Genomic DNA, 13143 nt, shown 5'->3' on the forward strand with positions numbered 1-13143 from the left:
GACGACGGTGTCGGCCGAAGAGGTCCACGCGCACGCGGATGCCCCCGCGGCCGACGAGGGCGGCTTCCGCGTCGCCCTCACGAACTTCGAGGGCCCGTTCGACCTGCTGCTCTCGCTGATCACGAAGCACGAGCTCGACATCACCGAGGTCTCGCTGTCGGCCGTGACCGATGAGTTCATCTCCTACCTTCGCGGGCTCGACTCCGAAGAGGAGCTCGATCGCGCCTCGGAGTTCCTCGTCGTCGCGGCGACGCTGCTCGACCTGAAGGTCGCCGGTCTCCTCCCGCAGGGCGAGCTCGTCGACGCCGAAGACGTCGCCCTGCTCGAGGCCCGCGACCTGCTCTTCGCGCGCCTGCTGCAGTACCGCGCCTTCAAGGAGGCGGCGCGCTGGTTCTCGGCCAACATGGAACGCGAATCACTGCGGCATGCCCGCAACGTGCGCCTCGAGGAGAAGTTCCGCCGGCGCGCGCCCGAGCTCGTCTGGACCCTGTCTGCAGAGGACTTCGCCGCACTCGCGACACTGGCGCTGACGCCGCGCGAGATCCCGGTCGTCGGCCTCGACCACCTGCACGCACCGCTCGTCTCGATCCGTGAGCAGGCGGCGCACGTCGTCGCCGTGCTCCGCCGCGGCGATCCCGTGACCTTCCGCCAGCTCATCGCCGGCGTCGGCCAGTCGGGCGTCGTCGTCGCACGATTCCTCGCCGTGCTCGAGCTCTATCGCCATGCCGCGATCGGCTTCGAGCAGCTCGAGCCGCTCGGCGAGCTGACGCTGCGCTGGTCGGCCGAGAACTGGTCGGACGAGAACCTCGAGAGCCTGGGGGCTGACTATGACGAATGAGACGGATGTCGCGGCGACGGACGTGCCCGACGAGCAGGTCGTCGACGCGGTGAACGAGCCCGACACGGCGAACGAGTCGGAGCCCGGCGGCCCCGAGCTCTCGATCGTGACCCCGCTCGACGTGCCCGGCCAGCCCCGACTCGACCTCGACCGCGCGCTCGAGGCGATCCTCTTCATCGCCGACGAGCCGCAGAGCGTCGTGTCCCTCGCGGCAGCCGTCGCTCGCCCCGTCGCCGAGGTTCGCGCCGCGATCGCGCGGCTCCGGGCCGACTACGACGGCGCCGGTGCGTCGGGCGAGCCGCGAACGGATGTCGCGGGGGAGCCCGAGCCGCGAAGCATCCGTCGAGGGTTCGAACTCCGCGAGGTCGGCGGAGGCTGGCGCTTCTACGTGCGTGCCGAGTACGACACCCTCGTGGCCGACTTCGTGCTCACCCAGTCGTCGACCAGGCTCTCGCAGGCGGCGCTCGAGACGCTCTCGGTGATCGCCTACAAGCAGCCCATCTCGCGCTCGCAGGTCGCATCGATCCGCGCGGTGAACGTCGACTCGGTCGTGCGCACGCTGCTCGGGCGCGGCCTCGTCACCGAGGTCGACACCGACCCCGAGACCGGCGCGATCCTCTACGGCACGACCGAGCTGCTGCTCACCAACCTCGGCATCAACTCGCTCGACGAGCTGCCCCACATCTCGCCGTTGCTCGACGACGGCCAGGAAGGATTCGATTTTGACTGACGCAACCGGCTGGGGCGGCGAACCCGCCCCTGAGGGCGTACGACTGCAGAAGGTGCTCGCCGCCGCGGGCGTCGCGAGCCGGCGGGTCTCCGAGCAGTACATCGCCGAGGGCCGCGTCGAGGTGAACGGCGAGATCGTCACCGAGCTCGGCCGTCGCATCGACCCCGAGACCGACCTCGTCGCCGTCGACGGCGTCGCCGTGCAGCTCGACCCCGCGAAGCGCTACTACATGCTGAACAAGCCGCGCGGCGTCGTCTCGTCGATGCGCGACGAACAGGGCCGCCCCGACCTCACCCGCTTCACCGACGACCTGGAAGAACGGGTGTTCAACGTCGGCCGCCTCGACGCCGAGACGAGCGGCCTGCTGCTGCTCACGAACGACGGCGACCTCGCCCACGTGCTCGCGCACCCGTCGTTCGGCGTCTCGAAGACGTACATCGCGAAGGTCACCGGTCGTGTCACGCCGCAGGTCATCCAGCAGCTGAAGAACGGCATCGAGCTCGACGACGGCCCCATCAAGGCCGACAAGGCGCGCATCCTGCAGCAGCAGGGCGACGACCGGCACTCGATGGTCGAGCTCACGCTCCACTCGGGCCGTAACCGCATCGTGCGCCGCATGCTCGATGCCGTGGGGCATCCGGTCGTCGACCTCGTGCGTCGCAGCTTCGGCCCGCTGAACCTCGGCACCCTCCGCTCGGGTCAGATGCGCGAGTTGACTAAAGTGGAGCGGGGCCAGCTGCTCACCATCTCCCGCGCCGCGGACGCTGGCCGGGAGGGAAACGAGTCGTGACCGAATCACGTCTGACCGGCCCCGTTCGCGTGGTCGGTGTGGGCCTGCTCGGCGCGAGCATCGGGCTCGGGCTGCGCGCCAAGGGCGTCGAGGTGATCCTCGCCGATGCCTCGCCGACGCACCTCGCGATCGCGGTCGACTACGGCGCCGGCCGAGCCGCCGCCGCGGGCGACCGCCCGCAGCTCGTCGTCGTGTGCGTGCCGCCCGATGTCACCGCCGACGTCGTGGCGGCCGAGCTCGAGGCATACCCCGAGGCCATCGTCACGGATGTCGCGAGCGTGAAGCTCGCCGTCTACGAGAACCTGAAGGCGCGTGGCGCCGACCTCTCGCGCTACATCGGCACCCACCCCATGGCCGGGCGCGAACGCGGTGGTCCCATGTCGGGCCGCGCCGACCTCTTCGTCGGTCGCCCGTGGGTCGTGGCCGCCCACGGCGGTATCTCGTACCAGGACGGCTCGGCGATCGACGACCTCATCCTCGACCTCGGTGCCACGCTCGTCGAGCTCACGCCCGAGCAGCACGACGCCGCCGTCGCTCTCGTCTCGCACGTGCCGCAGGTCGTCTCGAGCCTCATGGCGCGTCGCCTCATCGACGCCCCGCACGCCTCGGTCAACCTGGCCGGGCAGGGCGTTCGCGACGTCACACGGGTTGCGGCGAGCGACCCCGAACTCTGGGTGCAGATCCTCGGGCAGAACTCCGCGCCGGTCGCCGAGATCCTCCGCGGCTACCGCGACGACCTCGACCGCTTCATCGACGCGCTCGACAACATGGATGCCCCGGGCGCCCGTCGTCGCATCGCCGAAGAGCTCTTCGGCGGCAACACCGGCGTCGAACGGCTGCCCGGCAAGCACGGCGTCGACCGTCGCTACTCGAGCCTCATCGTCATGATCGACGACCGGCCCGGCCAGCTCGCCCGGCTCTTCAACGACGTCGGCGAGGCCGGCGCCAACATCGAAGACCTGCGGCTCGAGCACTCGCCGGGCGCGCAGATCGGCCTCGCCGAGATCTCGGTGCTCCCCGAGGTGCAGCAGCATCTCACCGATGAGCTGGCCGCACGCGGCTGGCGGATTGCAGGTTGAACGTGTCACTCGTCATCCCGTTCGTCGTGGCCGTCGACGGTCCGGCAGGTAGCGGCAAGTCGAGCGTCTCGAAAGAGGTCGCACGCCGGCTCGACTTCGGCTTCCTCGACACGGGCGCCGCGTATCGTGCGCTGGCGTGGCACGCCGAGGCGTCCGGCGTCGACACCGACGACGCGGCATCCGTGGTCTCGTGCCTCGACTCCTTCGATTACCGCATCGGCACCGACCCGACCGGCTACGCCGTGCACGTCGGCGAGGTCGACGTGACCGAGGCGATCCGCGACCCGCAGATCTCCGCCGTCGTGAGCGCCGTCGCCCGGGTGCCCGAGGTGCGACGTCACCTCATCGAGCTGTTCCGGTCGATCATGGCCGCCGTCGATGCGCCCGGCATCATCGTCGAGGGCCGCGACATCACGACCGTCGTGGCGCCCGATGCCCCCGTTCGCATACTCCTCACAGCATCCGAAGCGGTTAGAATGAGCAGGCGCTCCGCCGAGCTGACCGGATCGTCGGTCGAAGCTGTGGGGGAGCAGCTGCGGAAGCGCGACGCGGCGGACTCCAAGGTCGTGGACTTCATGACCGCGGCAGACGGCGTCACCACCGTCGATTCCACGGAACTCGACTTCGACCAGACGGTCGATGCGGTGATCGGCGTGATCCGCGCAGCGCAACTTGCGCTCGCCCAGCGGCACGATGCCAGGGGCGCACAGATTTCAGAGGAGACACCATGACCGACCAGAGCGAAGAGTTCGACGCTCCCGACGACGACCTCGTCGAGCGTCTCGCCGGCGTCGACGACGAACTCGCCGAGCAGCGCGCAGCCACGCTGCGCTCGGGGCTCGCCGACTACGCGCTCGACGACGACGACCTCGACGTGCTCGAGCTCTCGGAGGAGGGCGAGGAGGGCATCCGCTACCTCCCCGCGCTGCCCGTCATCGCGATCGTCGGTCGACCGAACGTCGGCAAGTCCGCGCTCGTCAACCGCATCCTCGGCCGGCGCGAGGCCGTGGTCGAAGACACCCCCGGTGTCACGCGCGACCGCGTCTCGTACAAGGGCGAGTACCTCGACCGCCGCTTCACGCTCGTCGACACCGGCGGTTGGGAGCCCGACGCGAAGGGCATCGACGCCTCGGTCGCCCTGCAGGCCGAGGTCGCCATCGAGCTCTGCGACGTCGTGCTGTTCGTCGTCGACGCCACGGTCGGTGCGACCTCGACCGACGAGCACGTCGTTCGACTGCTCCGCAAGACCAAGAAGCCCGTGTTCCTGCTGGCCAACAAGGTCGACGACGCGCGCCAGGAGTCCGAGGCCGCAGCGCTCTGGAACCTCGGCCTCGGCGAGCCCCACCCGGTCTCGGCACTGCACGGTCGCGGCGTCGCCGACATGCTCGAGTCGGTCTTCAAGGTGCTGCCGCAGGTCTCGGCCGTCGCGAAGGACGAGTTCGGCGGTCCCCGCCGCGTCGCGATCCTCGGTCGCCCGAACGTCGGCAAGTCGAGCCTGCTCAACAAGTCGGCGGGCGAAGAGCGCGTCGTCGTGAACGAACTCGCCGGCACCACGCGCGACCCGGTCGACGAGCAGATCGAGCTCGGCGGCAAGATCTGGCGCTTCGTCGACACCGCCGGCATCCGTCGCCGTGTGCACCTGCAGCAGGGCGCCGACTTCTACGCCTCGCTCCGCACGCAGGCGGCGCTCGAGAAGGCCGAGGTCGCCGTCGTGCTCCTCGACGTCTCGGTGCCGATCTCCGAACAGGACGTGCGCATCATCGACCTCGTGCTCGAGTCGGGCCGCGCGCTCGTGCTCGCCTACAACAAGTGGGACCTGCTCGACGACGAACGCCGCCGGTACCTCGAGCGCGAGATCGAGCAGGACCTGCACCACGTCGCGTGGGCGCCCCGCGTCAACATCTCGGCCAAGACCGGCCGTCACCTCGAGAAGCTCGTTCCGGCGCTCGAGACGGCGCTCGAGTCGTGGGACACCCGTATTCCGACGGGCAAGTTCAACGCGTTCCTCACGGAGCTCACGCAGGAGCACCCGCACCCGGTTCGGGGCGGCAAGCAGCCCCGCGTGCTGTTCGGCACCCAGGCGGCCAGCCGCCCGCCGACATTCGTGCTCTTCACGACCGGGTTCCTCGACCCGGGCTACCGCCGGTTCATCCAGCGGCGCCTGCGCGAGATCTACGGCTTCGAGGGTTCGCCGATCGTCATCAACATGCGTGTGCGCGAGAAGCGCGACCGCTCGAAGTAGGTCACGGATGTCGCGACGCCCGAGTCGTTCCCGAGCGGGGAGCGGCGCGGGCGTTCGTGGTCTCTACGTCGAGATCGTCGTGCGCGCCGATCTCGACGAGGTGTGGCGGCTCACGCAGGACCCCGAGCTGCACCCGCGGTGGGATCTCCGCTTCTCGGCGATCACGCCCGAGTCGCCCCTGCTCGACGGCACCACGCGCTTCACGTACGAACGCGCGCTCGGCGTGCACACCATCCGCGGCACCGGCGTCTCGCTCGGCGAGCGAACCCATGCCGACGGCGGCGCGACCTCGGCGCTGCGATTCGACACGGATGACCCGTGGTCGCCGCTGCGCGACGGCCGGGGCTACTGGCGCTACATCCCGACCGCCGAGGGCGTGCGCTTCATCACGGGATACGACTACGAGCCCGGGTTCGGGCGGCTCGCCGATCTCGTCATCCGCCCGTTCGTGCGGTGGATGACGGCGTGGAGCTTCGACCGGCTGCGCATCTGGGCCGAGACCGGCGTGGAGCCGGAGCGCTGGCCGGTGGCATCCGTCATCATGTTCTGGCGGGGCGACCGGCCCCGCGCCCGACGATGCCGAACGGCGCCGCCGCCGCGCGGTGCATTCGCCTTCGTGCCCGACAGCCTCGCCGCCCTGGAGCAGCCATGACCGAGATCACCGGCGATGCCCGACCGCCCGAAGCAGCGACGCTCGGTGCGGTGTTCCCTCGCGCGCTCGGCGAGGACTTCGGGCGTCTGCACCCGATGATGCAGCGCCGATTCGGGGTCTCGATCGATGGCGGGTACGCGTGCATCGGCCGCGGCGTGATGACGAGCATTCGACGCGGGCCGTGGTGGACGCTGCCGTTCCTGCAGATCGGGCGGCTCCGCAACATCCTGATCCCCGATGTGGGGCGCGACGTGCCGTTCACGATCGAGAACCACGCCTACGTCGACCCGTTCGGCCGGGAGACCGTGACCTTCGTGCGCGAGTACCGGGTGCCGGGTCGACGCCGGCCGAGTCGCTTCGATGCGACGATGGTGTTCGACCCCAGCCGCGGCGCCGTCGTCGACTACCTCGGGACGCATCAGCATCTCGCCGTCGACCTGACGCTCGAGGTCGAGCCCGACGGGTCGCTGCTGCTGCGTTCGGGCGCCCAGCGGTTCCGCGAGGGGTGGATCGACTTCCGATTCCCGATGCTGTTCTCGGGGTACGCGGAGCTGCGCGAGCGGTTCGACGACGCCGACGGCGTGTTCCGCGTGCGTCTGGAGGTGCGCAATCGCGTCTTCGGATTCCTCTTCGGGTACGAGGGATGGTTCGTGAGCGAGTTCCCCGATGCGGGCGGCCTGCCCGCGCAGGTGCTGCCGAAACGGCACGAGGCGCGGTACTGAGCGCGATGGAGGTCTCGATCCGGGTGAAGCCAGGCAGCCGCAAGGGCCCGCTCGTGGAGGTGCTCGAGGGCGACCCCGCAGCTGCGCTCGTCGTGTTCGTGCGGGAGCGCGCGGTCGACGGCGCCGCGAACGACGGGGTCGTCGCCGCCCTCGCCGCGCACTACGGCGTGCCGCGCAGTCGCGTGCACATCCTGCGCGGAGCGTCGTCGCGCGTGAAGCGTGTGCGCGTCGACGACGACTGATCCCGCCGAGACCACGGCGGGGCGCCTACGATGGCGCCATGGCTCTCGACGACGCGGGCGACCACGACGACGCCGGTGCGGTCGTGCTGGCGGCGCTGCGCGCGATCGCCGCCCGCCTCGATGAGATCGAGCCCGCGGCCGTCGCCGATGAACCGGATGCGGTGCATCGACTGCGTACGAACGTGCGCCGGCTTCGCAGCGTGATCGCCGTGTACGGATCTCTGTTCGACGCCTCGGAGGTCGACGCGGTACGCCGTCGGTATCGAGAGCTGGGTCGACGGCTGGGTGCCGTGCGCGACCTCGAGGTGCGGCTCCTGGTGGCCGAGGGGGCGCTGCGGGATGCCGCGGCGTCGGCGGATTCCGATCCTGTGGTGCTGGCGCCGGTCATGGCCCGCCTCATCGCCGCGGCGACCGCATCGCATCAGCTCGCGCACCAGGACTTCGTCGAACACGAGGCACGGCCGGGTGCCTCCCGGCGTCGCGCCGACCTCGACGAACTGCTCACCGACGCGCCCGCGACCCGGCTGGCAGGCGCGGCGGCCGGGCCCGTGCTCGGCGCCCTGCTCGCACGCGAAGCCCGTCGTGCCGTGATACGCGCATCAGGCGTGGATGCGACCAGTACGCTCGCGCAGCTGCACTCGGTGCGACGGGCCGGTCGGCGCCTGCGGTACGCCGCTGAGGCGCTGTCCGACAGCCCGGATACGACCTTCGATGCGCCGATGGGATCGCTCGCGGCGGCAGGGCAGGGCGTTCAGGACGTGATCGGCGATCATCGGGACGAACTGCTGTTCGCCTCGTACCTGCGGGACTCGGCTGCGGTCGCGGGCCGATCCGAGCCGGACCGCGCTGTGCTCGAACAGCTCGCGGATGCTGCGCAGCAGCGTGCCGCCGCACGGATCGCCGGTCTCGAAGCCGCGGTGCGGGAGCTTCGCCGAGCCGAGCAGGACTGGCTCCTGCTCTGACGCCGTGCCACGGAATCGTGGGTCGGCGTGCCCGATCAGCCGGCCAGCTCGACCTGCATGATCGCGCGGTCGGGCCGGGGTCGGGCGACCTCGGTGAAGCCCGCGTGGGTGAACATCGAGACGGTGCCGTGGAAGAGCGCGTCGGCCGAGACCTTCGCGCGGATCTTCGGGTCGACGGCGTAGGCCTCGACGACGCGGGCGCCGCCCGCGCGGGCGAAGTCGACCGCCGCCTCGGCGAGAGCGCGAGCGACGCCGCGGCCTCGGTGGTTGCGCGGCACGACGAAGCAGGAGACCGCCCAGACGGCGGTGTCATCGAAATCGGGATGCTCGGTGCCGCCCTTGACGATGGTGCTCAGGCGAACCCTGGGGAGATCGGTGCGAGGTTCGACGGCGCACCAGCCGACCGGAGTCTCGCCGTCGTACGCGATGAGCCCGCGCCCGATGCCCGACGCGTTCAGCTGCTCTTGCAGCTGGTCGCGGAGCCCGTCGTCGCCGAACCGACGCCAGTCGCTGCCCGGGATCTTGTACCACTGGCACCAGCAGTGCGCAGGATCACCACGAGTGCCGAAGACGGCTTCGACATCGGTGAACGGGACTTCGCTTGCAGGGGCGACCCGCAGCCGGAGGGGCTCGAGGTCTTCGGTCACGTCGGTGATCACGATTCGAATGTAGCGCCGACCACTGACATCCGCAGTGGTTGCAGGGCGTTCGATCGCGCTAATTCGTGAACATAGGTAACAATGCAGTACCATCATGATATGACTCCCGAGATCACCGTGCTCGACCGGCTGCTCGAGGTCAGCGAGCTCTTCCAGAAGGACATGGCCCACGCGTTCGATGGCACGCCGCTGACCCCCTCGCGCGTGCGGGTGCTCTGGGAGCTCGCCGCCACCGGTCCGTCGACGCAGCATGCGCTCGCGACCCGGCTCGAGGTGAGTCCGCGCAACATCACCGGTCTCGTCGACGCACTCGAGGCCGGCGGCTACGTCACTCGTTCACCGCACCCGAGTGATCGGCGGGCGATCATCGTGTCGCTCGCGGCATCCGCCGAAGACTTCATGCGCGACATGCAGCGCGACCATGCCGAGCTGTCGACCGAGCTGCTCGGCGCTGTCGAGCCCGCGGATCGCGAGGCGCTGCTGCGGGGCGTCGAGGCGATCGCCGGGCGGCTGCGCGAACTCATCGCGGCCGATGAGCAGCGCCGAGCAGCGGGCGACGCGCAGGCGGTGGGGGAGTGAGCACCGCGACCTCGGCGCGCGCCGAGGCATCCGTCTGGCAGCGCATCGGCTGGTTCCTGAAGCGTGCGCTGCTCATGGAGCTCAGCATCTACGCGAGCATCGGCCGGTTCATCGCACGGCGCCCGGCGATCGCGCCCGGCGCCAGGGGCTTCGGCTTCCACAAGCCGGTGCTGACGATCCTCATGATCTTCATCGTGCTCTCGGCCGTCGAGATCCCGATCTTCGACCTCATCGTGCATCGCTGGCCCGCCGTGCGCATCTCGCTGCTCGTGCTCGGCATCTGGGGGCTCACCTGGATGTTCGGGCTGCTGTGCGCGTATCTCATGCGGCCGCACACGGTCGGCCCTGACGGCATCCGCGTGCGCGGCGGTCTCGAGCTCGACATCGCGCTCAGCTGGGACGACATCGCGTCGGTTGCGCGCAACCTTCGCGTGGACGAGCCCAAGTCGCCGAAGATCGTCGAGACGGATGCCTCGCGCACCCTCATGCTGCGCATGACCGACGAGACGAACCTCGAGATCGAACTCGAGGGGCCGACGATCGTGAAGCTGCCCGGGCACGGCAGGGCCGGCGGCGAGCAGTCGGTGACGGCACTGCGCATCTGGGTCGACGACCCGGTGGCGTTCATGGACGAGGTGCGGAAGTACATCTGAGCGAGGCGTGCTCGATGCATCCGTCGGTCGAATTCGGACCGATCGGATGCCTCGCTGGCTCCCATGTGTCACGAGCACCCCTTCGGATGCCGCTATGATGGTCAAGTTGTCTTCGGAGAAATCCGGTGGCATCGGGCTGTGGCGCAGCTTGGTAGCGCACTTGACTGGGGGTCAAGGGGTCGCAGGTTCAAATCCTGTCAGCCCGACCAGAAAGTCCCGGAAACCTGAGGGTTTCCGGGACTTCTGCGGTTAAGAGAGACTGATCCTCCCATGCCGAGCGTCGATCTTGCAGTGCTCGGGTCCACGCAGCGATCCAATGGGCGCGCTGACGCAGTACGCCGATCTCCGCACAAGGCCGACGCGGTCCGTCGGTGTGGGAGCCTGCCACGCCTGTTGGCGACCGACTTCGGCTGTTGACTTCGCCAGCTCTCTTCGCAAGTATTCGCGCATGAGTGACAAGTCCGATTCCGAGCAGATCGACGACATCATCGCGCAGCAGAGCGGCTGGAAGCAGGACGTGCTCGTCGCGCTTCGAGCTGCGATCATGGCGGCCGACCCGGCTGCCGTCGAGGCGGTCAAGTACAAGAAGCCCTCCAAACCGGAGGGAGTTCCGTTTTGGACGCATGACGGAGACGTCTGCTTCGTCGACGTGCTCAAGAGCGCTGTAAGGCTGACGTTCGCGAAGGGGGCCCGCATGGAACGCAGCGATCTCTTCAACACCCGGCTGGACAGCAAAGTCGTCCGAGCCATCGACTACTTCGATGGAGACCGCGTGGACGAAGCGGCGGTCAAGGCGCTCGTGGCAGAGGCCGTGGAACTCAACGTCGCAGCCAAGTGAACCGCCCGATACCCGGTACAACACAAGGGAATCCGCGGGGTTCCGAAGATTTCCGGAGGTGACCGGCCGACGCCTGAATCCTCCAATGGGTTTCAGGTTCAGATCCTGTCGACCCGACCAGGAAGTCCGGAAAGGTCGAGGGCTTCGTGCTCGATGGCCCGAGTATGTCCACTTGACCCCAGAAGGGGTGACACGGACAGGAGCCACTCGATAGCATCCGCGGATACGGTCACAATGGCCGGTGTGCGACAAGGAGGTCGACATGACACACGGAATCGGCAGGAGGTCGTTGATCACGGCCGCCGCCGTCATGGGCATGCTGGGATTCGCGGTGACTCCGGCCACGGCCGCAGGCCCGGGAAACTCGGACGACGCTCCGTTCCGCGGGCGGATCGTGAGCATGCTCCAGCACATGAGCGTCGAAGAGAAGGTGGGTCAGCTCTTCGTCGTCGAGGTGTACGGGCGCGACGCCACGACCGTGAGCGACACCGCTGCCGCGAACAACCGGCGGCTGTACGGCGTCGATACTCCAGCGCAGGTCATCGACAAGTACAAGCCCGGCGGCGTCATCTACTTCACGACCCGCGGGCCCGACAACTTCGGCACGCCGACCCAGATCGCGACGCTCTCGAACGGGCTGCAGACAGCGGCGACCGACCAGCCGGCCGGCATCCCCCTGCTCATCTCGACCGACCAGGAGGGCGGCGCCCTCGTCGCCCGGTTCGGCGCTCCGGCGACGCAGATGCCCGGGCAGATGCCCCTCGGCGCGAGCCGCTCGGCGGAGCACGCGCACCGCTCGGCCGAGGTGATCGGCACCGAGCTCGCCGCGGTCGGGATCAACCAGGACTACGCGCCGGTCGCCGACGTCAACGTCAACCCGGCCAATCCGGTCATCGGCATCCGCTCGATCGGTGAAGACCCGCAACTCGTCGCCGAGCTCGTCGCCGCCGAGGTCGACGGCTTCCACGACGGCGGCGTCGCGGCCGCCGCGAAGCACTTCCCGGGCCACGGCGACACGGCGACCGACAGCCACTTCGGGCTGCCCGAGGTGACGCACACGCGCGAGCAACTCGAAGCCATCGACCTGCCACCGTTCCGGGCCGCGATTGCCGAAGGCGTCGACACGATCATGACCGCGCACGTCGTGTTGCGCTCGATCGACCCGAGCGGCGCCCCCGCCACGATGTCGGAGCCGATCCTCACGGGCCTCTTGCGCGAAGAGCTCGGCTACGACGGCCTCATCGTCACCGACGCGCTCGACATGCAGGGTGCCACGAGCACCTATCCGCCGAACGTCGCGCCCGTCGCGGCGTTCAAGGCGGGCGCCGACATGCTCGTGCTCCCGCCCCAGATGGATGTCGCCTATCAGGCCGTGCTCGACGCGGTGCTGAGCGGCGAGATCTCCGAGAAGCGGCTCGACGAGTCGGTGTACCGTGTCTTGCGCCTCAAGCAGCAGCGCGGCCTCTTCGAGGACCCGTTCGTCGATACCGCGGCAGCGGCCGCGATCGTCGGCGCACCAGCGCACGTCGCCGACGCGCAGACGATCACCGACGATACGACCACGCTCCTCAAGAACGACGCCGGCGTGCTGCCGCTCTCGAGCGAGCCGCGCGACGTGCTCGTCACCGGCTGGGGTGTCGCGACGACGTCGACCCTCGGAGGCGCGATCGCCGCCCGCGGGCAGGGCGTCACGGTGCGCGAAACGGGGCTCACGCCGAGTGCGGCCGTGATTGCCGAGGTCGCCGCGTCGGCTGCGAACCACGACCTCGTCGTGGTCTCGACGAACAACGCGTCGAACGTGTCGGCGACGACCGGTCTGCCGACCGCGTCGGCCGCAGCCCAGCAGGCCTTCGTGCAGGCGCTGCTGGCAAGCGGCACGCCAGTTGTCGTGTCGGCGATGCGCAACCCGTACGACATCTCGGTCATGACGAACGTGCCGACGGCACTCGCGACCTACGGCTACACGGCGGCGTCGCTCGAGTCACTCACGCGTGTGCTCTTCGGCGAGAACGACCCCGTCGGCAAGTTGCCCGTCACGATCCCGACGGCCGACCGAACCGGCGTGCTGTACCCGTTCGGCCACGGGCTCGGGTTCGACTGACGCGCTGACGCGCGAGGGGTGAGTGGATGCCGCGCGGCATCCACTCACTCCGCGAC

General features: G+C 69.4%; 15 protein-coding genes and 1 tRNA gene. 15 read left to right on the top strand and 1 reads right to left on the bottom strand.

Annotation, left to right across the window (positions count from 1 at the left end; genetic code table 11):
* Window positions 1–7 precede the first annotated feature (7 nt).
* The 10 genes from BJY17_RS01810 to BJY17_RS01855 are packed head-to-tail and all read left to right on the top strand — an operon-like array spanning window position 8 to window position 8257.
* The gene (locus BJY17_RS01810; RefSeq protein WP_179552660.1) at window positions 8–838 is read left to right on the top strand and encodes a segregation and condensation protein A; all 831 of its coding nucleotides are present in this window, start codon (window positions 8–10) and stop codon (window positions 836–838) included.
* Window positions 828–1568, top strand: a complete 741-nt coding sequence (gene scpB, locus BJY17_RS01815) for an SMC-Scp complex subunit ScpB (protein ID WP_179549866.1) — start codon at window positions 828–830, stop codon at window positions 1566–1568. The genes BJY17_RS01810 and scpB overlap by 11 nt, the downstream gene beginning before the upstream one ends.
* Window positions 1561–2358: a pseudouridine synthase gene (locus BJY17_RS01820; protein ID WP_179549867.1), complete on the top strand. Its 798-nt coding sequence runs from the start codon at window positions 1561–1563 to the stop codon at window positions 2356–2358. Before scpB ends, BJY17_RS01820 begins: the two co-directional genes overlap by 8 nt.
* A complete protein-coding gene (locus tag BJY17_RS01825) occupies window positions 2355–3437 on the top strand; it encodes a prephenate dehydrogenase (protein ID WP_179549868.1) in 1083 nt (360 codons plus the stop codon). Before BJY17_RS01820 ends, BJY17_RS01825 begins: the two co-directional genes overlap by 4 nt.
* Window positions 3434–4168: a (d)CMP kinase gene (gene cmk, locus BJY17_RS01830; protein ID WP_218889836.1), complete on the top strand. Its 735-nt coding sequence runs from the start codon at window positions 3434–3436 to the stop codon at window positions 4166–4168. Before BJY17_RS01825 ends, cmk begins: the two co-directional genes overlap by 4 nt.
* Entirely contained in the window at window positions 4165–5679 is a 1515-nt protein-coding gene (gene der / locus BJY17_RS01835; RefSeq protein ID WP_179549869.1) for a ribosome biogenesis GTPase Der, read from the top strand. Before cmk ends, der begins: the two co-directional genes overlap by 4 nt.
* A gap of 7 nt (window positions 5680–5686) precedes the next feature.
* Window positions 5687–6331, top strand: a complete 645-nt coding sequence (locus tag BJY17_RS01840) for an SRPBCC family protein (RefSeq protein ID WP_179549870.1) — start codon at window positions 5687–5689, stop codon at window positions 6329–6331.
* Window positions 6328–7053: a DUF4166 domain-containing protein gene (locus BJY17_RS01845; RefSeq protein WP_179549871.1), complete on the top strand. Its 726-nt coding sequence runs from the start codon at window positions 6328–6330 to the stop codon at window positions 7051–7053. The genes BJY17_RS01840 and BJY17_RS01845 overlap by 4 nt, the downstream gene beginning before the upstream one ends.
* A gap of 5 nt (window positions 7054–7058) precedes the next feature.
* On the top strand, window positions 7059–7295 hold the full coding sequence (locus tag BJY17_RS01850; protein WP_179549872.1) for a DUF167 domain-containing protein: 237 nt from the start codon (window positions 7059–7061) through the stop codon (window positions 7293–7295).
* Window positions 7296–7333: 38 nt separating this feature from the next.
* Window positions 7334–8257 (top strand): CHAD domain-containing protein, encoded by a 924-nt coding sequence (locus tag BJY17_RS01855; protein WP_179549873.1) that lies wholly within the window; start codon window positions 7334–7336, stop codon window positions 8255–8257.
* 35 nt (window positions 8258–8292) lie between these two features.
* Here BJY17_RS01855 and BJY17_RS01860 read toward each other — a convergent pair whose 3' ends face one another.
* Window positions 8293–8916 (bottom strand): GNAT family N-acetyltransferase, encoded by a 624-nt coding sequence (locus tag BJY17_RS01860; RefSeq protein WP_179549874.1) that lies wholly within the window; start codon window positions 8914–8916, stop codon window positions 8293–8295.
* Window positions 8917–9015: 99 nt separating this feature from the next.
* Between BJY17_RS01860 and BJY17_RS01865 the strand changes: the two genes are divergently transcribed.
* From BJY17_RS01865 to BJY17_RS01885, 5 genes are all read left to right on the top strand, one after another.
* On the top strand, window positions 9016–9495 hold the full coding sequence (locus BJY17_RS01865; protein WP_179549875.1) for a MarR family winged helix-turn-helix transcriptional regulator: 480 nt from the start codon (window positions 9016–9018) through the stop codon (window positions 9493–9495).
* On the top strand, window positions 9492–10148 hold the full coding sequence (locus BJY17_RS01870; RefSeq protein WP_179549876.1) for a hypothetical protein: 657 nt from the start codon (window positions 9492–9494) through the stop codon (window positions 10146–10148). The genes BJY17_RS01865 and BJY17_RS01870 overlap by 4 nt, the downstream gene beginning before the upstream one ends.
* 132 nt (window positions 10149–10280) lie before the next feature.
* Window positions 10281–10357: transfer RNA gene (locus tag BJY17_RS01875), tRNA-Pro, on the top strand.
* A 239-nt stretch (window positions 10358–10596) separates the two neighbouring features.
* Window positions 10597–10986: a DUF1801 domain-containing protein gene (locus BJY17_RS01880; RefSeq protein ID WP_179549877.1), complete on the top strand. Its 390-nt coding sequence runs from the start codon at window positions 10597–10599 to the stop codon at window positions 10984–10986.
* A 262-nt stretch (window positions 10987–11248) separates the two neighbouring features.
* Entirely contained in the window at window positions 11249–13087 is a 1839-nt protein-coding gene (locus BJY17_RS01885) for a glycoside hydrolase family 3 protein (RefSeq protein WP_179549878.1), read from the top strand.
* Window positions 13088–13143 lie beyond the last annotated feature (56 nt).

Source organism: Agromyces hippuratus (assembly GCF_013410355.1).
Lineage (GTDB): Bacteria > Actinomycetota > Actinomycetes > Actinomycetales > Microbacteriaceae > Agromyces > Agromyces hippuratus.